At 60.9% G+C, this 25,184-nt stretch carries 26 protein-coding genes and 1 tRNA gene; 12 read left to right on the plus strand and 15 right to left on the minus strand.

Translation table 11 applies throughout. The annotated features are described in order from the left end of the window. Positions 1-76 precede the first annotated feature (76 nt). Both C5J22_RS12520 and C5J22_RS12525 read left to right on the plus strand, forming a co-directional pair. On the plus strand, positions 77-313 hold the full coding sequence (locus tag C5J22_RS12520; protein WP_105400587.1) for a BrnA antitoxin family protein: 237 nt from the start codon (positions 77-79) through the stop codon (positions 311-313). Between the two features lie 73 nt (positions 314-386). Beyond that, entirely contained in the window at positions 387-1,472 is a 1,086-nt protein-coding gene (locus C5J22_RS12525) for an ornithine cyclodeaminase (protein ID WP_105438534.1), read from the plus strand. A 51-nt stretch (positions 1,473-1,523) separates the two neighbouring features. On the opposite strand, the gene C5J22_RS12530 is transcribed toward C5J22_RS12525, so the two are convergent. Continuing rightward, complete coding sequence (locus C5J22_RS12530) at positions 1,524-1,778, minus strand: DUF982 domain-containing protein (RefSeq protein WP_105438465.1); 255 nt, start codon at positions 1,776-1,778, stop codon at positions 1,524-1,526. 257 nt (positions 1,779-2,035) lie between these two features. On the opposite strand from C5J22_RS12530, the gene C5J22_RS12535 reads away from it, so the two are divergent. The 6 genes from C5J22_RS12535 to rfbA all read left to right on the plus strand — a co-directional run bounded on the left by C5J22_RS12535 (position 2,036) and on the right by rfbA (position 8,448). Further along, complete coding sequence (locus C5J22_RS12535; RefSeq protein ID WP_371412606.1) at positions 2,036-4,321, plus strand: PBP1A family penicillin-binding protein; 2,286 nt, start codon at positions 2,036-2,038, stop codon at positions 4,319-4,321. 168 nt (positions 4,322-4,489) lie between these two features. Next, positions 4,490-4,563: transfer RNA gene (locus C5J22_RS12540), tRNA-Gln, on the plus strand. A 366-nt stretch (positions 4,564-4,929) separates the two neighbouring features. Continuing rightward, positions 4,930-5,526 (plus strand): dTDP-4-dehydrorhamnose 3,5-epimerase, encoded by a 597-nt coding sequence (rfbC, locus tag C5J22_RS12545; RefSeq protein ID WP_105438466.1) that lies wholly within the window; start codon positions 4,930-4,932, stop codon positions 5,524-5,526. A 27-nt stretch (positions 5,527-5,553) separates the two neighbouring features. Beyond that, entirely contained in the window at positions 5,554-6,612 is a 1,059-nt protein-coding gene (gene rfbB, locus C5J22_RS12550; protein WP_105438467.1) for a dTDP-glucose 4,6-dehydratase, read from the plus strand. Next, positions 6,609-7,538: a dTDP-4-dehydrorhamnose reductase gene (rfbD, locus tag C5J22_RS12555; RefSeq protein WP_105438468.1), complete on the plus strand. Its 930-nt coding sequence runs from the start codon at positions 6,609-6,611 to the stop codon at positions 7,536-7,538. Before rfbB ends, rfbD begins: the two co-directional genes overlap by 4 nt. A 4-nt stretch (positions 7,539-7,542) precedes the next feature. Next, positions 7,543-8,448 (plus strand): glucose-1-phosphate thymidylyltransferase RfbA, encoded by a 906-nt coding sequence (rfbA, locus tag C5J22_RS12560; RefSeq protein WP_105438469.1) that lies wholly within the window; start codon positions 7,543-7,545, stop codon positions 8,446-8,448. Between the two features lie 22 nt (positions 8,449-8,470). Here rfbA and C5J22_RS12565 read toward each other — a convergent pair whose 3' ends face one another. The 13 genes from C5J22_RS12565 to C5J22_RS12625 all read right to left on the minus strand — a co-directional run bounded on the left by C5J22_RS12565 (position 8,471) and on the right by C5J22_RS12625 (position 21,321). Continuing rightward, positions 8,471-10,525 carry a response regulator gene (locus C5J22_RS12565; RefSeq protein ID WP_105438470.1) on the minus strand — a complete coding sequence of 685 codons (2,055 nt, stop codon included), beginning with the start codon at positions 10,523-10,525 and terminating at the stop codon, positions 8,471-8,473. Between the two features lie 224 nt (positions 10,526-10,749). Then, the gene (locus C5J22_RS12570; protein WP_105438471.1) at positions 10,750-11,373 is read right to left on the minus strand and encodes a cytochrome c oxidase assembly protein; all 624 of its coding nucleotides are present in this window, start codon (positions 11,371-11,373) and stop codon (positions 10,750-10,752) included. After that, complete coding sequence (locus C5J22_RS12575; RefSeq protein ID WP_105438472.1) at positions 11,370-11,753, minus strand: hypothetical protein; 384 nt, start codon at positions 11,751-11,753, stop codon at positions 11,370-11,372. The genes C5J22_RS12570 and C5J22_RS12575 overlap by 4 nt, the downstream gene beginning before the upstream one ends. Then, on the minus strand, positions 11,750-14,266 hold the full coding sequence (gene ctaD / locus C5J22_RS12580) for a cytochrome c oxidase subunit I (RefSeq protein ID WP_105438473.1): 2,517 nt from the start codon (positions 14,264-14,266) through the stop codon (positions 11,750-11,752). The genes C5J22_RS12575 and ctaD overlap by 4 nt, the downstream gene beginning before the upstream one ends. Further along, a complete protein-coding gene (coxB, locus tag C5J22_RS12585) occupies positions 14,263-15,330 on the minus strand; it encodes a cytochrome c oxidase subunit II (RefSeq protein WP_105438536.1) in 1,068 nt (355 codons plus the stop codon). The genes ctaD and coxB overlap by 4 nt, the downstream gene beginning before the upstream one ends. 132 nt (positions 15,331-15,462) lie before the next feature. Then, a complete protein-coding gene (gene arsK, locus C5J22_RS12590; protein WP_105438474.1) occupies positions 15,463-16,689 on the minus strand; it encodes an arsenite efflux MFS transporter ArsK in 1,227 nt (408 codons plus the stop codon). After that, the gene (locus C5J22_RS12595; RefSeq protein WP_105438537.1) at positions 16,686-18,080 is read right to left on the minus strand and encodes an NAD(P)-binding domain-containing protein; all 1,395 of its coding nucleotides are present in this window, start codon (positions 18,078-18,080) and stop codon (positions 16,686-16,688) included. Before C5J22_RS12595 ends, arsK begins: the two co-directional genes overlap by 4 nt. Before the next feature lie 56 nt (positions 18,081-18,136). After that, positions 18,137-18,457 (minus strand): helix-turn-helix transcriptional regulator, encoded by a 321-nt coding sequence (locus C5J22_RS12600; protein WP_105438475.1) that lies wholly within the window; start codon positions 18,455-18,457, stop codon positions 18,137-18,139. Between the two features lie 62 nt (positions 18,458-18,519). Beyond that, on the minus strand, positions 18,520-19,245 hold the full coding sequence (arsH, locus tag C5J22_RS12605) for an arsenical resistance protein ArsH (protein WP_105438476.1): 726 nt from the start codon (positions 19,243-19,245) through the stop codon (positions 18,520-18,522). After that, positions 19,223-19,648, minus strand: coding sequence for an arsenate reductase (glutaredoxin) (gene arsC, locus C5J22_RS12610; protein WP_205837175.1), 426 nt, complete (start codon positions 19,646-19,648; stop codon positions 19,223-19,225). The genes arsH and arsC overlap by 23 nt, the downstream gene beginning before the upstream one ends. Before the next feature lie 2 nt (positions 19,649-19,650). Continuing rightward, complete coding sequence (locus tag C5J22_RS12615) at positions 19,651-20,355, minus strand: MIP/aquaporin family protein (RefSeq protein WP_105438477.1); 705 nt, start codon at positions 20,353-20,355, stop codon at positions 19,651-19,653. After that, positions 20,352-20,861 (minus strand): arsenate reductase ArsC, encoded by a 510-nt coding sequence (locus tag C5J22_RS12620; RefSeq protein WP_105438478.1) that lies wholly within the window; start codon positions 20,859-20,861, stop codon positions 20,352-20,354. Before C5J22_RS12620 ends, C5J22_RS12615 begins: the two co-directional genes overlap by 4 nt. 109 nt (positions 20,862-20,970) lie before the next feature. Continuing rightward, entirely contained in the window at positions 20,971-21,321 is a 351-nt protein-coding gene (locus tag C5J22_RS12625) for a helix-turn-helix transcriptional regulator (protein ID WP_105438539.1), read from the minus strand. Positions 21,322-21,522: 201 nt separating this feature from the next. Here C5J22_RS12625 and C5J22_RS12630 point away from each other — a divergent pair, with 201 nt between their 5' ends. Together C5J22_RS12630 and C5J22_RS12640 are read left to right on the plus strand one after the other, a co-directional pair. After that, positions 21,523-22,659: an acyltransferase gene (locus C5J22_RS12630; RefSeq protein ID WP_105438479.1), complete on the plus strand. Its 1,137-nt coding sequence runs from the start codon at positions 21,523-21,525 to the stop codon at positions 22,657-22,659. A 227-nt stretch (positions 22,660-22,886) separates the two neighbouring features. Next, positions 22,887-24,227 (plus strand): site-specific integrase, encoded by a 1,341-nt coding sequence (locus C5J22_RS12640; RefSeq protein WP_105438480.1) that lies wholly within the window; start codon positions 22,887-22,889, stop codon positions 24,225-24,227. On the opposite strand, the gene C5J22_RS12645 is transcribed toward C5J22_RS12640, so the two are convergent. Next, entirely contained in the window at positions 24,224-24,469 is a 246-nt protein-coding gene (locus C5J22_RS12645) for an Arc family DNA-binding protein (RefSeq protein WP_105438481.1), read from the minus strand. The two genes, C5J22_RS12640 and C5J22_RS12645, sit on opposite strands and share 4 nt — an antisense overlap. Positions 24,470-24,595: 126 nt before the next feature. On the opposite strand from C5J22_RS12645, the gene C5J22_RS12650 reads away from it, so the two are divergent. Next, on the plus strand, positions 24,596-24,793 hold the full coding sequence (locus tag C5J22_RS12650; RefSeq protein WP_105438482.1) for an AlpA family transcriptional regulator: 198 nt from the start codon (positions 24,596-24,598) through the stop codon (positions 24,791-24,793). Next, entirely contained in the window at positions 24,790-24,978 is a 189-nt protein-coding gene (locus C5J22_RS12655; RefSeq protein WP_105438483.1) for a hypothetical protein, read from the plus strand. The genes C5J22_RS12650 and C5J22_RS12655 overlap by 4 nt, the downstream gene beginning before the upstream one ends. Positions 24,979-25,184: the final 206 nt, after the last annotated feature.

Below are 25,184 nucleotides of genomic sequence, written 5' to 3' on the forward strand. Positions count from 1 at the left end.
GATAGTTCGAGACGGGAGCCGCGTCTGCAGGCAGAAACAACTGCGGCGGACCCCTTCCCTTTCTACGGAGATGATCATGACACGTCCCCCGCGCCGGCCCGTCAATCCGCTCGAGGCCGCAGAGGCTCTGTTTGCGCCGGCCAAGAAGACCACTCCGGCTCCCGCGGTCGAGCGGCGCGCGCCGCCGAACGTCAAGGAACTTGTGTCCCTGAAGCTCGACAGCGACGTGCTCGCCTATTTTCAGGAGGATGGCCCCGGCTGGCAGGATCGCATCAACGATGCGCTCCGTGAAGCGATGAACGACAAGGGGTGAATGAAGGGAGCTGCTATGGCATGCATGGCGTGCGTTGCCTGAAAAGGATATGATCTCCCCCAAGGAGCCAACAATGCCAGCTTTGCCAAACCTGAACATCGTGCCGTTCATCAGCGTCGAGAACATGATGGATCTCGTCCTGAACGTCGGCGTGGAAAATTTCCTCACGGAGCTTTCGGCCTATATCGAGGCGGATTTCCGCCGTTGGGAGGCGTTCGACAAGGTGCCGCGTATCGCCTCCCACTCGCAGGAAGGCGTGATCGAACTGATGCCGACCAGCGACGGCACGCTCTATGGCTTCAAATACGTCAACGGTCACCCCAAGAACACCCGCACAGGCCGCCAGACCGTGACGGCCTTCGGGGTGCTCTCCGATGTCGACAGCGGCTATCCGCTCCTCATTTCCGAGATGACCATCCTGACGGCACTGCGCACCGCGGCGACCTCTGCCGTGGCAGCCAAATATCTGGCGCCGGAAGGTGCCGGTTGCATGGCGATCATCGGCAATGGCGCGCAGAGCGAGTTCCAGGCGATCGCCTTCAAGGCACTGGTCGGCATCAAGAAACTGCGGCTCTACGATATCGACCCGCATGCCACCGAACGATGCGCCAAAAATCTTTCCGGGATGGGCTTCGAGATCATCCGATGCCAGTCCTCCCAGGAGGCCGTCGAGGGCGCCCATGTGATCACCACCGCGACGGCAGACAAGCAGAACGCCACTATCCTCACCGACAACATGGTCGGGCCGGGTGTCCACATCAATGCCGTCGGAGGCGACTGCCCCGGCAAGACCGAGCTTCACAAGGATATCCTGCTGCGCTCGGACATCTTCGTCGAATATCCGCCACAGACCCGTGTCGAAGGCGAAATCCAGCAAACGCCGGCGGACTATCCTGTCACCGAACTCTGGCAGGTGATTTCCGGTCTAACGACAGGCAGGACGGGCAGCGCTCAGGTGACGTTGTTCGACAGCGTCGGTTTTGCGACCGAGGATTTTTCGGCGCTTCGTTATATCCGCGACAAGCTCGCCGGCACCGGGCTTTACGAAAATCTCGACCTCCTGGCAGATCCCGACGAGCCGCGCGACCTCTTCGGCATGCTGCTCCGGCGCGAAGTCTCGCGGAAAGCCACGATGCGGAACTCGATCCCGAACGGATAACCGTGCGACGTGGGCGCACCGGATTTCATGCCCGGTCACGCCCTTGCAGACTTATTGGAGCATTCCCGCCTCGAGTGCGGCAGATAGAAACGTCTCACGTGCAGCCGCTGCGTCGATCTGCCTGCGCAGCGCGGCGGAACAGACCTCGGTCGCCGCTCTGTAGCGTTCGTTGCGCGCCGCGGGCCATCTGTTGGTGAGATAGATCAAGGCCTCTGCGGGCGTTCGAATAATCTCCGGAGACCGCCGCCCGACCGCTACGACCACCGGCTCCGGCCAGTTCGGATCGCTTTTCACCCGTTTTTTCATACATTTCCTCCGCCTGCAGGCAAAACCTTGCAGATCGGAGTGTGGCACGGCTTCCGCCGCCTATCTATTTGACCTGACTTACCTCATTGGGAGTAGAACGTCACTGCTTGTGACCACCGACAGGCGCTACAGCATCTTCCTTTTGCGCTATGATGCACTAGTTCCCTTTTCAAAATCCAACAGCCACGCAGTGAATGACCCGCCCTGAGGACAGCTCCAAGAACCCGGATGAACATGCCCCCAGCGAGCCTGCGCGCGTGACTGACAGAGAGGCGGTACCGGAAGGCGCGCCGGAAACGGGCGACCGTCCCGACGAACGCGCGCATTCGGGCAAACCGCCAGACGAGCTGAAAGCGGCCGACAATTCCGCTCCGGCTTTCGGGCAAAGCGGACGGGCCATCCGTGAATTGCTGGCCGCGCTCCGCCATGATCTCGGAACGTCGTGGCAATCAGGCTCCCTCTGGATAAGCAACGCCGCTGCCGCTCTTCGGGAGAAATACGCAAGGCCGAAAGAGCGAGAACCCAATCCGCCATCCGGAGCGGCGGAGCGCTTTTCGGCCTTCCGCAGTAAAGTTCTTTTCCAGATAAAGGCCTGGCGGCATCGGCAGCGCTCTTCACCGCAGGACCGGCCCTTCAGGCGGTGGTCCTGGATAACCGTTGTCGCACTCGCGTCATTCGCCTGCGTCCTTGTCCTGGCGGGCGTTCTGACATGGGCATTGAAGGACGTGCCATGGCGGGAGATTGCCGCCGGCACGCTGAAGCCGGTCATCGTTCTGGAAACGGCGGATGGCGCCCCGCTTGTCCGGCAGGGTCCCTATCAGGGACCGTATGCCGCTTACGACCAGTTTCCGCCGTCTCTCATCGAGGCCGTCCTGTCGATCGAGGACAGGCGGTTCATGAGCCACTACGGTATCGATCCGAAGGGTATCGGCCGTGCGCTGGTCCGGAATTTCCAGGCAGGCTCGGTCGCCCAGGGCGGAAGCACGATCACCCAGCAACTGATCAAGGTGCAGTATCTGGAAAGCGACCGAACGCTGAAGCGGAAGATCCAGGAGGTGGTCATTGCGTTCTGGCTCGAATGGAAGCTCGGCAAGCAGGAAATCCTGACCCGGTATCTGAACGCAGCTTACCTCGGCTCCGGTGCTACCGGAATGCCGGCCGCCGCACGGATCTACTTCAACAAGGACATCGGAGACCTCGACGTCTCGGAGTCTGCCATGCTCGCCGGTCTCCTGAAGGCGCCGAGCCAGCTGAACCCCATCGCCAATTTCGAAGGCGCCCGCCAGCGAACCGCAACGGTGCTCACCGCAATGGTCGCCAATGGCAAGCTGACGCCCGACGAAGCCGCGGCCGCCAAGGCGAAGTTCGGCAAACTTCGCCCGACCACACCGACGCCCCGCTCGGGAAGCTGGTTCGCCGATTGGATATCGCCGCAGGCAAGCGAGATCGCCGGCACCTCGCCGGGATCGACGACGGTCCGCACGACGCTCGTGCCCCGCCTGCAGCGCATTGCCGAAAGGGTTGTTGCACAGGCTCTGGACGAGGACGGAAAGACGCTCGGCGCAAGCCAGGCGGCGCTGGTGGCGATGACACCCGAAGGCGCGGTCGTCGCGATGGTCGGCGGGCACGACTACAAGACGAGCCAGTTCAACCGCGCCGTTACGGCGATGCGGCAACCGGGCTCCACCTTCAAGCTGTTCGTCTATTACGCGGCCTTGAAAAAGGGACTGACCCTTTCCGACCGCGTCCTCGACGCCCCGATCGAGATAGACGGCTGGTCGCCCGAAAATTCCGGCGGCGGTTACCGGGGTTGGGTCACATTGGCGGAAGCTTTCGCCCGTTCGTTGAATGCCGCAACCGCCGCCCTCGCGCAGGAAGTCGGGCTCGACAACGTCATCGCGGCTGCCAAGGAACTCGGCATCGACACACCGCTCGCGCAGACGCCATCCCTCGCGCTCGGAACTTCGGAGACCAATCTGCTCGATCTCACCAGCGCCTATGCATCGGTTCGCCTCGGGAAAGCACCGGTCGAACCTTGGGGGATTATCGATTTCCAGGCGGCGGGCCAATCGCAGGCCTTCAGGGTGGGCGAAAAGACCGCGCCTTCGATCGATCTGTCGCCCTACCAGTCCGACCTCCTTGGCCTGCTGCAGCTCGTCGTCGAACGCGGCACCGGCCGCGACGCGGGTCCCGGCACCTTCGCCGCCGGCAAGACAGGCACCAGCCAGAACAATCGCGATGCCTGGTTTGTCGGTTTCACCGAGCCGCTGGTCGTCGGCGTCTGGGTCGGGAATGACGACGACACGCCGATGAAAGGCGTGACGGGCGGCTCGCTACCGGCTCGGATCTGGCGGGACTTCATCCGCGCCGCGATGGCCGAGCCCGCTCCCGATTTCGATCTGGACAAGGGGCTGGCGACAGGCGAGCCGGGGACCGCGCCCTCCTGCAACATCACCGCCTGCTCCCGCAGCTACCGATCTTTCCGAGCCTCCGACTGCACTTATCAACCTTTTCGCGGGGAGCGCAGGCTTTGCGAAAGGTGAACCGGCGCTCGGAGGCGCGCAGCGGCGGCCCACGCCCCGGAGTAAATTTCCGAAGCCGAATGAAAGTATGAGATTTAACAAAAAACTACCGCTCTGTGATTGCTCGGCGAATGAAGCTTTGCTAGAGCAACTCGCATTCCCTGAGCGGCACCATCGCCGCCATCATGGTGGGGCGTCGCCAAGCGGTAAGGCAACGGTTTTTGGTACCGTCATCCCTGGTTCGAATCCAGGCGCCCCAGCCAATTAATTGTGGGTCCGTTCTATCATTCATCGGTGCCAGAACCGGTAGATCGCAACTCCGCGAGCCACGCGTTTACCGCAACCAGATAACACGTCTCCGATCTCGTTTACGCCGCGTGATGATTTGCGGCTGTATCCATTTCCCCGACCGTTCCGTTACACCCGGCCAAGTCAGAACTGGCTGCGCACCTCGTTGTTCTGATGAGAACCGCAATCCTCTGGGTAACCAGGAGAACGGGGCGTAGCCCTCGGCCTACCGCTAATTGACTATCCCATCGCCCATCTGATGAGCCGCATCCGAATTGCGCTCAGAATATCAGTATGGCTTTATAACTTAACAGCCGGAATTTCAGGATCGTGAGGGATTTGTGCGCTTCGAGAGTACGATCATTGAAGATGTACTTCTTTTAGCATCGAAGAAATTCGGCGATCCTCGAGGCTATTTCATGGAAATGTTTCGGAAGAGCCTTTTTGAATCGGAAGTCGGTTCTTTCACGTTTGTTCAGGACAACCGGTCTTACTCGGCAAAGGCGGGAACTGTTCGTGGTCTGCACTTTCAGATCCATCCTCATTCACAGGGTAAACTCGTGTCGTGTTCGAGCGGCGCGCTCCTGGATGTGGCGGTTGACATCCGTATCGGGTCGCCGACCTACGGAAAGTTCGTCGCGGTGGAACTGTCGGCGGAAAATGCCCTCCAGCTTTGGCTGCCGCCGGGTTTCGCCCATGGGTTTTGCACGCTGACGGCGGATACGGTCATTACCTACAAGGTGACTGACTATTACAGCGCCGAACACGAACGCGGCCTGCTTTGGAACGATCCGGAGCTTGGGATCGAATGGCCCGTCGCCGCAGACAAGGCAATCCTGTCGGAGAAGGATCGGGGGCAGCCTAGGCTCTCCGAGCTTCAATCCAACTTTATTTATGCCGTCAACGACGAATTCGGCAGACGCAGTCGGAGCCTGTGACGGGAATTTTTGGGGGTAGTCGAAAGCATGCGCGTGCTTGTAACGGGTGGGGCAGGTTTCATCGGATCGGCGGTCATCCGCCACCTCGTGCTCGAAAAAGGATACGAGGTCCTCAACATCGACAAACTGACCTATGCCGGCACGTTGAGCTCGCTGACGTCGGTTGAGGGCAAGCCGTCCTACCGGTTTCTCAAGATCGACATATGCGATGCCGCCGCGATTGCTTCCGCGATCTCGACGTTCAGACCGGACCGGGTCATGCATCTGGCTGCCGAAAGCCATGTCGACCGCTCCATCCTCGGCGCACGGCAATTCGTTGAAACCAACATACTCGGCTCTTTCACCATGCTCGAATGCGCACGAGCATATTGGCAGGCACTTCTTCCCCAAGACCGAAGCCGCTTCCGGTTCCTGCATGTCTCGACCGACGAGGTCTACGGCTCCCTCGGAGCGGAGGGTGCGTTCTCGGAAACAACGCCCTACGATCCGAGCTCGCCCTATTCCGCATCGAAGGCAGCATCGGACCACCTCGCCAAGGCATGGGCCCGAACCTACGGCATGCCGGTCATCGTCTCCAACTGCTCGAACAACTACGGGCCTTACCACTTCCCCGAAAAACTCATTCCGCTGACGATCCTGAACGCGCTGGAGGGCAAGCCCCTGCCGGTTTATGGAAACGGGACCAACATCCGCGACTGGCTTTATGTGGAGGATCACGCTCGGGCCCTGGATCTCATCGCCGAGCGAGGCGGGGTTGGAGAAACCTACAATGTCGGAGGCCGGAACGAGCGCAGCAACATCGATGTCGTGAGGCGGATCTGCGCGATCCTCGACGATCTGCAGGCAATCGGACGCCCCCACGAAAACCTGATCGAGTTCGTCGCCGACCGGCCCGGGCATGATGTGCGTTATGCGATCGACGCGACCAAGCTGGAAACGGAACTCGGCTGGAGAGCAAAGGAAAGCTTCGAGACAGGCATCGAGAAGACGGTGCGCTGGTATCTGGACAGCGAATGGTGGTGGGCGCCGCTTCGAAAAGGGTACGACGGCAGCCGCCTCGGGCTCCTCAAGGCCGGGGCCGGATGATGCGCGAACCCAGGCGATACGTGGTAACCGGGCTTAAGGGACAGGTCGTCCAATCCCTCATCGAAAACGCGATCAGGCAAAGCGAGGTCGAGATCATTCCGCTCGGCCGCCCTGAACTCGATCTGGCCATGCCGGAGACCATCGCGGCGACGGTCGAGGCCGCCCGTCCCGACCTGATCGTCTCCGCGGCTGCCTTCACAGGTGTCGATCAGGCCGAAATCGACAGGGCAACGGCTTTTGCCGTCAACGCTGCAGGCCCGGCGGAACTGGCGCGGGTCGCGAAAACGCTGCAGGTCCCGATCGTTCATCTGTCCACAGACTATGTCTTCGACGGCAGCAAGCCCTCCCCTTATGTCGAATCCGATCCGGTCGCGCCGCTTGGCGTCTATGGCCGCGACAAATTGGTGGGCGAGCGGAACGTCGCCGCAGCAACCGAAGATCATGCCATCCTTCGCACCGCCTGGATCTATAGCCCGTTCAGCCGGAACTTCCTGCGCACGATGCTGAAGGCCGCTGAGACAAGGGAAGAGGTGCAAGTCGTTGACGATCAGATCGGCAACCCGACGTCGGCAATCGATATCGCGCAAGCCATCATGGTCGTCGGGCAAAACCTGCTGGCTTCGAACAATCCTGCCTTGCGCGGCGTCTTTCATATGGCGGGAACGGGCGCGGCGAGCTGGGCGGATTTCGCAGACGAGATTTTCAGAGTTTCGGGGGCGAATGGCGGGCCTTCGGCAACGGTCGTCCGCATTCCCACCAACGCCTATCCGACGCCGGCTCGGCGACCGGCCAATTCACAACTGGACTGCTCGAAATTGTACAGGCGCCACGGCATCGTCATGCCCGATTGGCGGGGCTCAGTGGCAAACGTCGTCAGGCGCGTTCTGCAGCCGGTTGACCTTGAAAACAGAGAATACGGGAGGTGAATGGATGAAGGGAATTATTCTCGCCGGCGGCAGCGGCACGCGGTTACACCCGATGACGCAGGTGCTGTCGAAACAGCTCATGCCGATCTATGACAAGCCGATGATCTATTATCCACTGTCGACGCTGATGCTCGCAGGGATCCGCGACATCCTGATCATATCGACGCCAAAGGACATGCCGAATTTCCAGCAGCTGCTGGGCGACGGTTCCAAATGGGGGCTCTCGTTATCCTATGCGGAACAGCCCTCTCCTGACGGTCTTGCGCAAGCCTATATTATCGGGGCCGATTTCATCGGCTCCAATTCGTCCTGCCTGGTCCTGGGCGACAACATCTTCTTCGGCCACGGCATCACCGACCTCTTCAAAAGCGCCATGGCGCGCGAAAGCGGCGCCACGGTTTTTGCCTACCACGTCAACGACCCGCAGCGTTACGGCGTGGTTGAGTTCGACAGCCAAATGAAGGCAGCTTCGATCGAAGAGAAACCGGAACACCCCCGCTCGAGCTGGGCCGTCACGGGCCTCTATTTCTATGACAAGGACGTCATCGACATTGCTGCCAACCTGAGGCCGTCCGCCAGAGGCGAACTGGAGATCACCGATGTCAATCGAGCTTATCTCGACCGCGGAACGCTCCATGTCGAGATGATGGGCCGCGGTTATGCCTGGCTCGACACAGGCACGCCCGACAGCCTCCTTGAAGCATCCGAATTCGTATCGACGCTTGAACGCCGACAAGGCGTCAAGATTTCCTGCCCTGAGGAGATTGCCTATCGCCAGAACTTTATCGACGCCGACCAGCTCGAATGCCTCGCCAAGCAATATGGGAAGAGCGCCTATGGGCGATATCTAACCGGGCTTCTGGATCCCATTCCGTCGCAGGCCCATAAGCCGCTCAGCTTGGTCGGATAGACTGACGCGTCGTCGACGCCCGTCAGCTTTTCGCCGGGATCTCCAGGCGCACGACATTTGTCGGCTGTTCCGTCGATGTTTTCGCCGCCTCCAGCGAAGCGGCCAGGTCTTCGATCTTGAACGGCTTCGCCACCACCGGACAGCCGACCTCCGTGCCGGCCTCCAGCCTGTCGCTGTAGCCGGTCATCAGCACGACCGGCAGGTGCGAGTTCTTCCGGCGTATCTCCTCGGCAAGCTCTATGCCGGACATTCCCGGCATCATGATGTCGCTGATCACCGCCTCGATTTCGGGGTGACGCTCCAGAACCTCAATTGCCTCGACGCCGCTTGTCGCCACGAAGATCGTGGAGGCAAGTCCTTCCAGGGCCAGGCGCACCGATTCCAGAGACGATGGGGTATCGTCCACGATCAAAAGCCTGGCCGGAAGATTTACCGCCGGCTTTGCGGGCTCGCGCGTGACGCGCTGTTCGTCTGAGCGGGGAAGAAGCAGCGTGAAGGCGCTGCCATGGCCGGCCACGCTCGCGACCTTCACGGCACCGCCGCTGCCCTTGGCGAAACTGTGGACCTGGGTCAGCCCGAGGCCAGGGCCGCCGTTCTTCTTCGTGGAGAAAAACGGCTCGAACACTCGCCCCAGATGCTCGGATGCGACACCTGTTCCGGTATCCGCGATCGTCAAGGCAACAAATTGTCCTTGAAGCGTCGGATCTTCCGCAGCGCCATCGAGCACATTTCTTGCCGAAATCGTCACTTGACCGCCGCTGCCCATTGCTTCGCGCGCATTGGTAAGAAAATTGATCAGCGCATTTTCCAGCCCCGCGGGATCGACGTGAACGGGCCAGATGTCGCCTGGAACATTGATGGCCATGACGATCGTGTCATCGATGGCCTGTCGCAGCAGCGGTCTCAATTCGGCAAGTTTTATGTCCAGCTCGACATGTCCGGCGCCCTGATTAGAGCGCCTCGAGAACGACAGCAGTCGTTGCGTGATCGCCTTTCCCCTCGTTACTCCCTCGCTCATGTGCGAAAGGAGCTGGGTCACCCGCTGCTCGTCGTTCCGCCTCCTCTTGATGCCCTCGACACCCGATTGAAACACCATGAGCAGGTTGTTGAAATCATGCGCTGCCTGGCCCGTCAGCTTTCCAAGCGCATCCATGCGCTGCCAATTGGCCACGCTTTCGCGTTCGCGGTTCCTTGCGCGAATTTCCCGGTGGAAGAGAAACGCAGCCGAACCTGAGAGCAGCAGCGTGAAACAGCTGGCGGCCGCGAGCAGCAATGTCGCCTTGCGTGCCAGCCTATCGTATTCCGCAACCGGCAGGCCCACCCTCACCCGCCACGGGGTTTCCCCAAGCGCTACTTGGGCAACCCGCACCTCCAGCCCATTCTTGAGCGTCGCCAGGCCGAAATCCGTTCCGGAAAAGCTTGCGAACTCGCTTGCCGCATTGCCGGCAAGCGCAGGAGCGCCGGTCGAAGCGACAAGGCGATCCTGACCGTCGACGATCCAGGCCGCCCAGCTTTCCGGGAGCCCATTGGCGTAGAGGAGGTTTGTCACGATCGTCGGGCGGATGACGACCGACAGAATGGCTCGCAGCTTGTCGTTCCTCTCGATCGGAACTCTCACGGCAAACGCCGCCTGCCCGCGAGGCCCGATTGAAACATTGCCGATCACGGCGGCGCCCGTGCGAACCAGGGTCCGGTGGCTTTCCACGTCCACGACCTGTCTCTCAGCCGAGCCGTCGAGCGGCGGTGAGGACAGCACGACCTCGCCTTTCTCGTCCGATATCCGGATCTGCTCCCATTCAGGCACTCTTTCGCGCAGGCGCCGTGCGGTCTCGGCGAAGGCGGCGCGCGGAATCGGCGGATCGAGCCGGGGCGAATCCGCAACGACGGACAGAAGCTGGATCTGGCTTTTAAGCTCCCGCTGAAGCGTCGCGGCCATGATCGTCGCTTTGCTGCGAATGTCGGCGTCGAGCGCGTCCTGCTGCTCCTGAATGAAGAACCTGCCCATCACGGCGGCGAGAATGATGAGCGGGATCAGCGACGCAGTGACGAGAAGGAGCACTGGTCGGGTTTGATTCAACTGACACTCCGATATCTGGTGTTCACGTCCCATCAAATAGGCCGGAGCCTGAAACTTGCAACGCCAACTTCGGCCGGAGGGCCAGGAGCGCGCCAAATAGCTGGGGAGATCGTACCGATCCGCGTCATGCACATGGCGATGTCAACCGCCGGCTGTCCTCTCCCCCTCCACGCACGACGACGACGGCTCGACAGAGCGGGAGGACGTCATCTCTACGCCCCGACTCACCGATCCGGCAGCGGCGCGTTCAGCGTGCGGGCCAACAGCGCCACGCCACCGGCCAAATAGACTGCGGCGCCCACCAGAAGCATGACAACGCCGCCGGCCTGCTGGTCCACCGCGGCAGACAAGGTCACGCCGAGGCAACTTACTTCACCATCGCCGTAGAGCGGACGCGGCGAAAGCGCCAACAGCGCGCCAAGCAGCGTCATGTGCACGGAGGTAAAGAGCAGACCGAATGTGCCGGTCAGCCGCCGCTCCTCCCGGCCCGTCGCGGCTCCGCCGAGACAGGAGAGCCAGAGAGCGAGACCTGCGCCGAGAAAGATGAACTGCTCCAGCATCGCAATGAGGGGCGAGGTTTCGGACAGGGTCCGAAGGGCGGGAATATGCCAGGTCCACACGGCGAATAGCTCGATCAGCGAAGCGGTGAGCGGCGTAAGCCAGGGCAGATTGGACAAAAGGTCGAAGCGCGTTCCGGAAAGGCCGATCGCAATCAACGGCGCAGCACCCGCCACGACGCCCATATGGGCGATCATGTGCACCGTGAAGGACGCCCGATCGGCAAGCGGGAGGACGGTCCACAGGACGAACAGCAGAACAAGGCCGGTGATCAGCGCCGTCCTCCTCATGGCTGGCACCCCGCGATGAAGATCATCGGAATGGCCATGTAGAGGACGGCGGCAAAGCTGAGGCCTGACAGCAGCAGCGTCGCAAATCCCTGGAACAAGGTCCGGGCGTTGCGGGTCGCCTCGTCGTGCGGCGGGTCGTCGGAGCCGAAACCCCATTGCCGCCATGCAAGCCAGGCCGACAGCACGATCATCGCCAGCGCCAGCAACGTTACCACGCCGAGCCCGATCCGCACCGTATCGAACGATATCTCGGAGGCGAAGCCCTTGGCGCAGAAGACCGCCACCGTCGCGTAACAGACAAGGAAATGCAGCGCCCAGACGGTCGGGGCGGTGAACAGGGTCCAGAGGCTCTCAACCTCGCGCGGAATGAAGCTCTTCATGTGTTCACCAAAGGAAACAGGCCGAGGACCGCGAAGGTGACGACGGCGGTAAAGGCCATGAAGTGCCAATAGAGCGCGACGTTGCGGATATCCTGGTCGTATTCCGCCGTCATTCGGCCGGCGATGCTGCGCGCCAGACAATAGCCCTGCATGATCGCGCCGACTATGCCATGCGTCACTGTCCAGATTGCGACGATCCAGACGATGGCCGGATAGACGTGTGAGGTCGGGTCCATGCCGTGCAGATAGGGACCGGCAAGGCCCGCAAGCGAGGCCGCGATTGAAACGGCGAAGGCCAGGATGAGCACCAGCCGCGCGCCCGTCGGGCCTTTCTCGTTCAGTTCGCGCGCCAGCAGCGTCAGCACCCAGGCGACGACGTAGAGCACCAGTGCCGCCGTCGGCCATAGGACGCCGGGTCCATTGGCCACCGTGGTGAAGTCGTCATGGATGGTCCAGTAGAAGAAATAGCCGAAGATCAGGCTCGCGAACGCCGTGCCGTCGCCGACCATGGTGATGAACATCGCCCACCATCCCACCGAAGCCGGGCCGGAGACATAGATCGGCAGTTTCTCGCCCAGCCCGACATCTATCTCCGGTGCCTCCGGGATCGGCGCTGTTCCGTTCCAGAGCCAGTGGATGACGGCTATGAAGGTGATGATCGCGAAGACGATCGTGGTGATCCACAATTTGAAGGTCAGGGCGATGAACACGCCGCCGAGCGCGATCGCCGCGATGATCGTCACGTAGGAAACGCCGCCGACCCGCAGGCACTGGATCGGCTTCGCGTCCAGAACGGAGGTCACCAGCGTCTCGCGCTTGCCGGATTTGGCATCCGGCAGATAGAAGCGCCCGGCCTCGATATCCGCTTGCAGATTCGGCTGGTCCCAGAGCGGATAACGGCTGGTGATGATCGGTACCGAGCGCATGCCCCAGGTTTCCGCCGGATCGTTGGTCCATTCGAGCGTCCCGGAATTCCAGGGGTTGAGATCGCGCCCTGCCGGTTGTTGTTTCGGGCGGAAAATGTCGATGACGAAGGTCGCGACACCGGCGGCGAAGACGAAGGCGCCGATGGTCGAGATGAGGTTGAACCAGTCCCAGCCGATATCTTCCGGATAGGTGAAGACCCGCCGCGGCATCCCGCGCAGGCCGGAGAAGTGCATGGGGAAGAAGGCGGTGTTGAAACCGGCAAACATCAGCCAGAAAGCGGCCCTGCCCCAGGCATCGCTGAGCTTCTTACCCGTCACGAACGGAAAGTAGTAATAGATGCCCGCGACGACCGGAAACAGCATGCCGCCGATCAGCACGTAGTGCAGGTGCGCGACGACGAAATAGGTATCATGCGCCTGCCAGTCGAACGGTACGAGCGCCACCATCACCCCTGTCAGTCCGCCGATCACGAATATGATCAGCCCGCCTGCCCCGAACAGCATCGGTACCGAAAAGATCACCCGGCCGGCGAGCATGGTGGCGATGAACACGAATATCTGCACCCCCGTCGGGATCGCCACCGCTTCAGACGCTGCCGAAAAGAAGGCGAGCGAGATCTGCGGCAGGCCGGTCGCGAACATGTGGTGCACCCAGAGCCCGAAGCTCAGGAAACCCGTACCGACGGCGGCCAGCACGATCCAGGAATAACCGACGATCGGTCGCTGCGAAAACGTCGGCACGATCATCGCCATCAGCGCGATCGCGGGCAGGAAGATGATGTAGACTTCCGGGTGGCCGAAGATCCAGAACAGGTGCTGCCAAAGCAGCGGATCGCCGCCTCGCCTCGCGTCGAAGAACGGCCAGTCGAACATCCGCTCCATCTCGAACAGGATGTCGCCGGCAATCAGCGGCGGAAAGGCGAACAGGATCATGCCCGCGACGATCAGCAGGTACCAGGCGAACATCGGCATCAGGTTGACGCGCATGCCGGGCGCCCGGCACTTCATGATACCGACGATGATCTCGACGGCGGCGGCGATCGAGGCCACCTCGATGAAGGACAGGCCGAGCAGCCATATGTCCGCACCGATGCCGGCATATTCGTCGTCGGTCGCCAGCGGCGGATACATGAACCAGCCGGCGTTCGGCGCGGCGTTGAAGAAGATCGACCCGCAGACGAAGACCCCGCCGATCAGAAAGCTCCAGAAGCCGAAGGCGGACAGCCGCGGGAAAGGCAGCTCCCGGGCGCCCAGCATCGACGGCAGCAGGAAGATCGCAACGGCTTCGAAGATCGGCACCGCGAACAGGAACATCATCACCGTGCCATGCAGCGTGAAGGCCTGGTTGAAGAGCTCGGCGGAGATGAAGTCGTTCTGCGGCACCGCCAGTTGCAGGCGCATCAAGAGCCCGAGCAGACCCGCGAACAGCATGAAGGCAAAGGCGGCGACGCCGTACCACAGGCCGATCTCGCTGTTGTTGACGGACGTCCAGTAGCGGATGCCTTTCGGCGTCTCCCATACCTTGCGGAGCCGTTCCTCCTGCGCCGCCCGCTCTTCCGGCGAAAAATTGCCGAGCTCCTTGGTCATCTGAGCCCTTTCAGGTAGGCAGCTATCCGGTCGATCGCCGCCTCCTCCAGCATGGAGAAGTGCGGCATATGCGCCTCCGGCTTGACCTGGCCGGGATCGCGTATAAAGCGGGCGACATGCTCCTCTCCATTGGGAAGCGCGCCCGCTCCCACGGAACCGCGCTCGCCGAAAGCGGTCAGATCGGGACCGATCGTTCCCCTCGCCTCCGTACCGGCAATGGCATGGCAGGCGCCGCAACCGTGGCGAAGGAAGAGCGCCAACCCCTCGTTATCCTGTCCGCCGGACGCGTTGCGACGCGCAGCCATCCAGGCCTTGTACGCCTCCGGTTCCATCGCATGGACGGTGAAAGCCATCAGCGCGTGACTGGCGCCGCAGAACTCGGCGCAGACGCCCCGATAGGTACCGGGCTTTTCCGCCTGCAGCGTCAGGCGGTTTTCCCGGCCGGGTATCATGTCCATCTTGCCGCCGAGCACGGGTATCCAGAAGGAATGGATGACGTCGGGCGAATTCAGCAAAAAGACGACGCGCTTCCCGACCGGTACGCGCACTTCATTGGCGGTTTCGAAAGCGACTGCGCCGCCCTCGTCGAGATAGCGCACCCGCCACCAGAACTGCTCGCCTGTCACCTCCACACGGCCTACGCCCACACCCTCACCGAACCAGGGCCGGATGTTAGGCATCAGCCAGACGGCATAGGAAAGCAGGGCTGCGAGGATTACCGTCGGGAAAACGGCCCCACCCCAAAGGATGATCTGCCCCGCCCCCTTTTCCGAATAGGGTCTACGCTTGCGCGCCGCATGGAACAGCAGGCCGACCACACCCGCCCAGATGACCACGCCGCCGATCAGCATGACGAAAAACAGGTTGGCAACATCGCTCGCCTCGCGGCCAGCCGGATCGAGCGCCGACTGGAGGCCGGAACACGACGCCAGGAGCGGAAAGACAAGAGGAATGAAGGTGGTTACCCGGATTGCCGGCCGATAGCTGCTCGAAATGCCGTCCCGGCCGATGTCTCGTCCTGATCGGATTGGCCGGCCAGCGCCGGTCAAGCGGTCATCATCCATTCGGCAAGCACCCATCGCGCCATCGGCCGTCAGCCAGACATTGGGCCGGAACGCACGACCCAAGGCTTTGTTCCAATCAAAGAACGGGACGGATCTACCCGAAATTCCCGGCTGTTGGCGCAGTGCGAGGAATCATCGACTTGACGCCTCCGGGATGGACGCCCGTGCACCCAGCTGGATTGTCATGACAATTCCAAGAAACGCCAAGGTCGCAATCGTCCCGATCGCCACGGTCCACCAGATCGATGGCACGACACCTATGCCCGCCAGCAAGATCGACATTGCGAGCGGAGCGACGGCGGACATCATCTGCTTGGCCGACGTCACCCAGCCCATGCGACTGCCGTAGCCGGCCTTGCCGAACAACTCCAGCGGCAGGGTACCGCTCACGATGCTTGTCAATCCGGAACCAAGTCCGAAGCAGACGGCGAACAGGATGGCACCGGGTACGGATGGCGTCGTCAACATGAGGATCGCGAGACCGGACGGGATCAGCGCCGTGGCGATCACCGCCAGCCATCTTTGCGGCAATTCGCGGCCGAAGACCAGGTTGATCAGGCGACTGGCCACCTGCGAAGGACCGAACAGAGAGGCGACGACAAGGCCCGCGGCTCCCATACCGAGCGCCTGGGTCAGCGGGACCATGTGAACGAGGATGGCGGACAACGCATATCCTTCGATGGCGAAGCCGAACAGCATCAGGAAGAACAGCAGGTTCCTGTTTGCAACTGCGCGGACCGGCGCGACCGTCGGAGGTGTCGCTTTGGATGCGGACACGGCGCTGGTCGTCAGACGCGCCAGGGCGAGGTGGACGGGAAAGCAGACGGCCAGGTTCATGGCCGCGAAGACCATGTAGATTTCACGCCACGAGAGGAAACCGTGCATCCAGGACGTTAGGGGCCAGAACATCGACGACGCGAACCCGGCCATCAGTGTCAGGTGAACGATCGAGGTCTGGGCCTTCTTTCCTCCCGCCTGCACGATGGCGGTGAAAGCCGTCGCGTAGAGAACCGCAACGGAAACCACTTCTGTCAACGCCAGCGAAACGGCAAAGGTCAGCGGCCCCGACGACACGGCCATCATCACCAGGCAGGCGGCGGCCAGCAGCGATCCTGCGGCCATCAGGCGCCCCGCGCCAATCCGGTCGGCAAGGGTTCCCGAAAGCGGAGCGGCGAGGCTGCCGGCCAGCAGTGCGATCGAAAACGCTCCGAACACCCACTGTTCCGATCGCCCGACGTCGCGGGCAATCTCCGGAACCAGAATACTGAAGGCATAATAAAGGGTGCCGTAGCCGATGTTCTGCGAGGCTCCAAGGCCAATCAGGGCCCAGAGCGGCAACTTCTGTTCGTTGGGCATCATGCGTGCTCGGTTTCGACCTTTGTCTCGCCGCAACCGCAGCCAGTCCTGCCTTCGGATTTGGCTTCGGCGTCAGCGACACAACATGCATCTACCGTAGCAGGGGCCGGACCTCCGCAACATCCCGAAGACGTCGAGATCCGCGGAATAGCGGTGCAGACGCCTGTTTCGGGAAGCACGAGTTCGACACGTCGCGCGGCGGCATGATCACCAGCAAGTTCCGCGACGACAGACCGCACCTGCTCGTAACCCGTCCGCATCAGAAAGGTCGGAGCTCGCCCGTAAGACTTCGATCCCACGATGTAGAAATCCTTTTCCGGATGCGACAGTTCGTCGACCCCGTGCGGGCGGACGGTACCACAGGAATGAAGGTTCGGGTCGATAAGAGGAGCCAGTGCCGGCGGCGCCTCGACGGCCGGATCGACGCTCAGCCGCAGCTCCCTCAGGAACGAGAAGTCTGGGCGAAACCCGGTAGCGACGACGACCTGATCCAACTCCAGTTCGATCGCCTCCCCATCGGCCGTCGCGGTCACGACGACCTTGTCATTTCTCCTGGTGATGCCGCTTGCCGAAAAGGACGTGAGCATCCTGAGCCTTCCCGCGTCCATGGCCTTCTTTGCCGCAAGACCCAGAGCGCCCCGTTCTGGCAGCTGGTCGTTCAGACCGCCGCCCAGCAGCTTGGCGACCCCATGATTACGAAGCGCCCAGTGGATTTCGGTAGACGGGTTGGCCTGCTGGAGTTCCAGCAATGCAAGGGCGACATTGATCGCCGAATGGCCGCTTCCCACCACGAGCGTACGCTTGCCCATGAAGTCCGAACGCCTGCCCCCGATCACGTCCGGAATGCCGTAGGAAACCGGTCCACCTGCGCTCTCGCCAAGGACCGGAATGCCGTTCACGCCCATTGGGTTCGGTTGCGTCCATGTGCCGGAGGCATCGATCACTGCGCGCGCGACGACCTCGTGTTCCCCCTCGCCGTCCCGATATCGGATTGCGAACGGCGCCTCCGAGCGGCCCCCGGTGGAAACCTTGTCCAGGCCCCGGCGGGCGATGGCCGTGACGGTTGCGCCGAGCTTTATCGCCTGCTCGATGGCCGGAACGCGCGACAGAGGCAGCAGGTAGTCATCGACGATCTCACGCCCGGTCGGCAGGCGATCAGGTGAAGGAGCGGCCCAGCCGTTGCCCTCCAGCAGTCGCCGAGCGGCGTCATCGATATTGTACTTCCATGGTGAGAACACCCGAACGTGGCCCCACTCTAGAAGCGCGGTCCCAACCGAATCTCCCCTTTCGAAAATGACCGGCGTCATGCCAGCTTCAAGCAACCTTGCCGCCGCCGCCAGTCCGACCGGACCTGCGCCGACAACAGCAACGGGAAACGCGTCATTCGACTTCATTTTGATCTCCATCGGTATTTCTGGAAGTTTCGAAATTATGATGTAAAAAAATGCGGTCAGGCGACGACCCTGGTCGTTGGCCCGTTGCATCCCTGGTCAGCGCAGCACTCATCGACGAGGTAACCGATCAGCGCATTCATGTGGTTGTAGTTTGCGGTACAGATCAGCGTCGTCGCCTGACGGTCCTGAACGACCAGCCCGGTATCGACCAGACGCTTCAGATGGTGGGAAAGCGTCGATCCCGGGATATCCAGCTTCTCCTGAAGACGGCCGACCGGGAGACCTTCCTCGCCCGCGCGAACCAGGACACGGTAGATCTGGAGGCGGGTGACGTTGCCAAGGGCTTCGAGCTGAGATGCGGCTTTTTCGATGTTCATGGAAATACGATAACGGCGAAAGCCGGAGTGGTCAAGGCTATTTCCACAATCATCGAAATACGTCAGACCGATTTGAGCTTGACCCTGCTTTCGAGCTTCTCGGCGTCTTCTTTGCGTTCGCTGTAGCGATCGGTGAGGTAAGCCGACACGTCCCTCGTCAACACGGTGAACTTGACCAGTTCTTCACAGACGTCGACGACACGGTCGTAATAGGAGGACGGCTTCATCCGTCCGTCGGCGTCGAACTCCTGGTAGGCCTTCGCAACCGACGACTGGTTCGGAATGGTGATCATCCGCATCCACCGTCCCAGAATACGCATCTGGTTCACGGCGTTGAAGGACTGGCTCCCGCCGGAAACCTCCATGACCGCCAGGGTCTTTCCCTGTGTCGGTCGGATCGAACCGAGAGCCAGGGGAACCCAGTCGATCTGCGCCTTCATGATCCCGGTCATTGCGCCGTGGCGCTCAGGGCTGACCCAAACCTGGCCCTCCGACCATTGCGATAGCTCCCGCAGTTCCTGGACCTTGGGATGGCTGACGGGCGCTTCGTCCGGAAGCGGCAGGCCTCGCGGGTCGTATACCCGAACTTCGCACCCGAAATGCTCCAGGAGGCGCCGGGCCTCGTGCGCGAGAAATCGGCTGTACGACACCTCGCGCAGGGATCCATAGAGGATCAGGATGCGCGGCTTGTGCGTCGAGAACGCAGGGCGCAGCGCATCGGGATCGGGCATGCGGAAATATTCGGGCGATGCGGCAGGAAAAGCTTCAGGCAATACGCTTTCCTTCATCGTCAAGGACGCGTTCGCCGTCTTCCTTTGTGAACGGCCCCTTGAACGCGTCCGCAGGCAGGACATCCAGGACCAGCTCGGACGGCCGCGACAGGCGCGTCCCCATCGGCGTGACGACGAACGGGCGATTGATCAGGATCGGGTCCTTCAGCATCGCGTCGAGAAGCTGGTCGTCGGTCAGTTCCGGATTGTCGAGGCCGAGCTCCATGTAGGGCGTACCCTTTTCCCGGATCGCCTGGCGGACGGTCAATCCGGCGTCAGCGATCATCCGGACGAGTTGCTCGCGGGTCGGCGGGTTTTTCAGATACTCGATTACCGTTGGCTCGATGCCGGCGTGCTGGATCAGCTCCAGAGTGTTTCGGGAGGTCCCGCAGGCGGGGTTGTGATAGATGGTGACGTCCATGATCAGTCGGCTCCTTGAGCGATGATAGGGGGAACTTCGTTGCGGCGCTCGGCAAATAGCCATCCCGCAAGTGCGGCGGCGATGAGCGCTCCGAGGATCTGGGCAACGATGAAACCCGGCAGATCGGTGGGGCGAATGCCGGAGAAAGTATCGGTCATGCTCCGGGCAATGGCGACCGCCGGATTGGCGAAGGATGTGGATGCGGTGAACCAGTAGGCTGCCGTTATATAGAGACCCACCAGCAGAGGGATCGCGTCGACCCTGAAGCGCAAGCCGCCGAGAATGGTCAGCAGCAAACCGAAAGTCGCGACCGCTTCCGCGATCCATTGAGCCGATCCCGTACGGATCGTTCCTGACATTTGGAGGAGCGAAAGGTCGAACATTGCATGAGCGACCATCGTTCCGGATACGCCGCCCGCTACCTGTGCCAGGATGTAAGGGGCGACCAAAGAGGCATTGATTTCCCGACGCACGGCGAAAACCATTGTCACGACGGGATTGAAGTGTGCACCCGAGATCGGACCGAGGATCGTGATCAGCACGAACAGGATTGCTCCAGTCGGTATCGTATTGCCCAGCAGGGACATGGCCGTATCGTCGGTCAGGCGATCAGCCATGATGCCCGAACCGACGACGGTTGCGACGAGGATTGCTGTGCCGAGAGCCTCCGCGACCAGACGGCGTCCAAGATCGACGGCCACGCTCATTCGGCCTTCTGAGAGCTGCGGCCGATCTCGTCCAGCCGTTTCTGGAGTGCCAGCTTGTCGAGGCTTGTCATCGGCAGACTGGCGAAGATGGAGAGGCGGTTGTTGAGCATCCTGTACGTTTCGTCGAAAGCGAAGTGCTTTTCGGCTTCGGTCCCCTCGGCGGCGGCGGGATCGGGAACGCCCCAGTGGGCGGTCATCGGCTGGCCCGGCCAAACCGGGCACGCCTCGTTGGCGGCGTTGTCGCAGACGGTAAACACGAAGTCCATCTGCGGAGCGCCCGGAGCCGCGAACTCCTCCCAGTTCTTCGAGCGGGCGAAGCTGGTATCGTGGTTCAGGGTCTTCAGGAGCTGGAGCGTGTAAGGGTGGACCTCGCCTTTCGGCTGGGAGCCGGCCGAATAGGCTTTGAACCTGCCCTGGCCGACCCTGTTGAGGATGGCCTCCGCGATGATGGAGCGGGCAGAGTTCCCGGTGCAGAGGAAGAGGACGTTGTAGGTGCGATCAGACATGACGATTGTCCCTGGTGACGTTGTTCCGATTGGCTTGTTTCTGTTTTCCACTTCAGATGTTCCGGACCGACCGCCAAGCACGATGGCACCGGCGACTTCGAGCCGTCCGTCATGCCTTCGCCGCAGCGGGAGCGCAGCAGGCGGCAACCTCTACGGCGGGAGCGCAAATTTCCGGATGGCCGGCGCAGCAGTCCTCCATCAGAAAGCGCACCAGATCGCCGAGGACCTCGATATTCGCCCTGTAGATGATCGAGCGCGATTCACGCTGCTGGAGGATCAGGCCCGAGTGTTCGAGCTCCTTGAGATGAAACGAAATATTGGACGCCGACACCCCTGCCCGCTCGGCAATCAAACCTGCGGCCATGCCCTCGGGCCCGGCGACAACCAGCATCCGGACAATGTGCAGTCGCGTTTCTTGCGAGAGAGCACCGAAGGCCCCCAGAGCCTGCTGCTGATTCAACATTCATACAATCCTTGAAATATTGAATCATGGGTACCCCAGTGAGGCGGTATTTGCAAGAGGATCGCCATTGGCGGCGTCCTGGCATAACCAAAATCCGCAAGTACCCTGTGATCTTAACTCTCACACTCGTTGGATCATCCGGTTGCTGTAATCGTCTAGATGGTGCACGAATACTGCATTTCGATCGGAGGCAACCTAATGACCGAAACTGCGCCAAACCGCATTGAGTGCCTGGATGGATTACGAGGTATCGCGGCGCTATGGGTTTTGATAGGTCATGCGCACCTCTTGACCCGGTTCCGGGTGCCTTTAATCGGTGATCCGGACCTTGGCGTAGATCTCTTCATTGTCCTTTCTGGCTTCTTGATGATGTTTCATTATCGGCTGCGGGAAGCGAAGGAACCATGGGAGCTACCATCCACGTGGCGAACATTTTGGTTGCGCCGCTTTTTTAGGATCGCGCCGCTCTATTACATCATGTTGATTTTTGCGATGGCCCTCGGCCCCGCGATCTACGAAGCGCGGGTAATGATCGACGCTTACAACTCTGTTCCGGTGCAGCCGGCAGGGCGTTACCTCGATCAAAGCTTCTGGAATTGGGTGGCGCATCTGACATTCGCGTTCGGCACCATGCCGGGATATGCATATCGAACTGCGCTCCCTGATTGGAGTATCGGCCTCGAAATGCAGTTCTACCTCGTGCTTCCGTTTGTGATGCTCGTCATCAAACGTTTGAACCTCTTTGTGGGCATAGGTGCTGTTGTGTTCGCCGGCCTGGCTGCTGCGGTGATCTCCTATGCGCTTGGATATCGATTCCCAATGCCTGCATTCTTGCCTTTGAAGATGCATGTCTTCGCGGTCGGAATTTTGATGGCAAGTGTTCTCGGCGCGGACGCGAAGCGTGTCTGGTTAGCCGCCGCTCTGTCGGCGGCGCTTATGTTGATCCCGATCGGCGGCGCAATGGGCGTAATCCATCACGGTGCGCGGCTGGCGATTGTCGGAGTGTTCTTCCTTCTCCTTCATCATCGTGTGGTGTGGCAACCACTCAGGCCGCTGCTGTCGAAGATCAGCAGCTTGCTTGGGAACAAGTTCTTCCATCTGCTCGGCGAGCTCTCGTTTGGCGCCTACCTCGCCCACCTTCTCGTGATGCAACCAGTTATCGCGTATCTTATCGCGAACCATCCGATGTCAAACCCGGCCCGATGGGCTACCGCGCTGGCGATCACCGTGCCGGTCACATATCTGATTGCTGCGATTGGATACCGATGGATTGAGATTCCCGGTCAGGCGCTAGGTAAAGCCCTAACGCGCAAGCGCGCGATGGCAGCCGCCTAGCCCACCCTTGGAAATTCAATAAATTGGTGGGCCCGGAGGGACTCGAACCCCCAACCAAGCGGTTATGAGCCGCCTCCGGCAGAGACCGACGATGGCTTACAACGTTCAACTAGGTCTGCAAACCCTATACTTCTCAGGGTTTGCAGTTGACAGATGGACCTATAAGGTTCCATAAAGACCTAATAGAGCCGGCGAAAATTGTTGCCCGGTGTTGCCCGGAGATTTCCATGAGACACCCAGCGAAGAAACTCACCGAGCTTGGCGTTGCAGCGATCAAGCCGGCCATGCCCGGGCAGCGTGACGAGCACCCGGACACCATCTTGCGCGGCCTCGTGATACGGGTGACGGATAAAGGCAGGAAGACCTTCAATCTTGTTGCGAGATACCCCGGAAGCAGCAACCCGACGCGACGTGCCATCGGCGAATATCCCGCCATTTCGCTTCATAACGCCAGGGAAGAGGCGAAAAGCTGGCTTCTCATGCTGAGGCGTGGGCTCGATCCGAAAGAGGAAATCCAGCGCGTCAGAGCAGAAAACTTGCGGAAGCGCGCGAACTCATTCGCTGCGGTTGTCGAAGACTATCTGGAAGATATCAAAACCAGGCAGCGAAACCGGCACTCTGAGCAGGATTCCAGAGAGATCCGCCGTGAACTACTGGAGCGCAAAGACAAAGCCGGATCGATCCTCTGGACTAATCCCTGGGCAAAAAAACCGATCGCCGATGTCACTGACTCCGACATTGCGGAGTTGATCGGCGCCATCCGCGACCGGCCGGCGCCTGGCATGGCTTACAATACCTGGGGGCACATCAAGGCGATATTTTCGTGGGCGATGTGGCCCGAGCGTCGCCAGGGCTATGGATTGGTGATCAATCCGACCCAGCACCTGCAGCCGAAACATTTTAAACTCTCCAAGACGGTGAGCGTCCGCGTTCTCTCCGATGAGGAGATCAAGGCATATTGGGCGGCAGCAACCGCTCTACCCTACCCGCTCGGGCCATTCTACAAACTCCTGATGTTGACCGGTCAACGGAAAGCTGAAGTCTCTGACGCCCAGTGGTCGGAATTCGACCTGAAGAAAAAGCTTTGGACAGTCCCCCCCGAACGCTTCAAATCCGGCCAGTCGCACATCGTTCCGCTATCCGAAGACGCGTTGTCACTGCTCGGAGACCTAGAACGGTTCTCAGGAGATGGGACCGGCGACTGCTTGTTCAGCACGACCAAGGGCGTGAAGCCGATCAACGGCTTTAGCCGCGCAAAAGAGGCGCTGGACAAGGCCATGCTTGAGATCCTGACAAAGAACAACCCGGAGGCCACCCTCCCCGATTGGGTATTTCACGATGTGCGGCGGACGGTGCGAACCAGGCTGTCGGCTCTGCGGATCAATGCGGACGTCGCCGAGATGGTCATTGGTCATGGGAAAACGGGCCTTCGCAGAGTCTACGACCAGCACCAATTCGAACCGGAAATGCGTGAAGCCCTCGATCGATGGGCTGCTAAGCTCAAACAGATAGTTGCGCCGCCAGGGGATGCGAACATCGTCAAATTCCCCGAGACGCGAGCTTCTTAATCACGTGGACGATTCAGCAGGTCGTTTATCTGCGCGCGTTGCTCCTCGAGCTGCCGGTCAATCGCAGCAATCCGCCGATCTAGCCAGAACTCCTTTCCGACAGCGATCAGTGAATCCTGAAGGCGGGCAATAATCTCCGCGCTCACTGATCTATTGTTGACCATCGCCGCCTCCTCCAACGCCTGCTTCAGGTCGGGTGGAAGTCTCAACTTGAACTGAGGATCAGTTTGCTTCGGTGCCATGACCACTGCATGCACCAAAAAGGTCCTTGATGCAATGGACCTTGTAGGTTCATATAGGACCTAACAGGTCCTTAATGATTCGTGCGGATTGCCTGCTGCCTGTGTAGGTCCGCAATGGAGCATATCATGGTCAATCTCCTGTCTGCTGACGATCTCAAGGCGAAGGGCATTCGCTTATCGAAATCGCAGCGCAACGTCCTCATCAAGCAAGGCAGTTTCCCGCCCCCGATAAAGATAGGCGGGCGGTTGGTTGCCTGGTCGGAGCCGGAAATTGAAGCCTGGTTGCGAGCTCGAATGGCTGAACGTGATGGAGCCGCCCGATGACCGGCGCCGATCACGAGCACAGTGAAGCCGTCGTCAGCGCGGCACAATGGCTCGCCGACGAGCGCCACCCTCCCCAGCCGATCATTCCCGAGCTGCGCCGGCGCTTTGGCTTGAGTGCGCTCGAAGCGTGCGAAGCGTCCGCCATGGCGCAACGCTTTCGGACCTATCGGAAGGCGCACGGATGACCAGGCGCGATTTCGCAAAGAGCCGGATGCGGCAGACCATATCCCGGAAAGGGGCTGAGGGCATCACCGGCGGCGGTCCAGGGCGGGGTGAAGGATCACCGCCTCGCCGTCAGAAATCTAAGTTTGAGGATCGGCAGGAGGCGGCTTCGCTGGCGTCGCCTTCCACAATGATCACCAAGACGATCGAATGTATCTGCGGCCACAAG

Source organism: Neorhizobium sp. T25_13, from assembly GCF_002968675.1.
Classification (GTDB): Bacteria; Pseudomonadota; Alphaproteobacteria; order Rhizobiales; family Rhizobiaceae; genus Neorhizobium; species Neorhizobium tomejilense.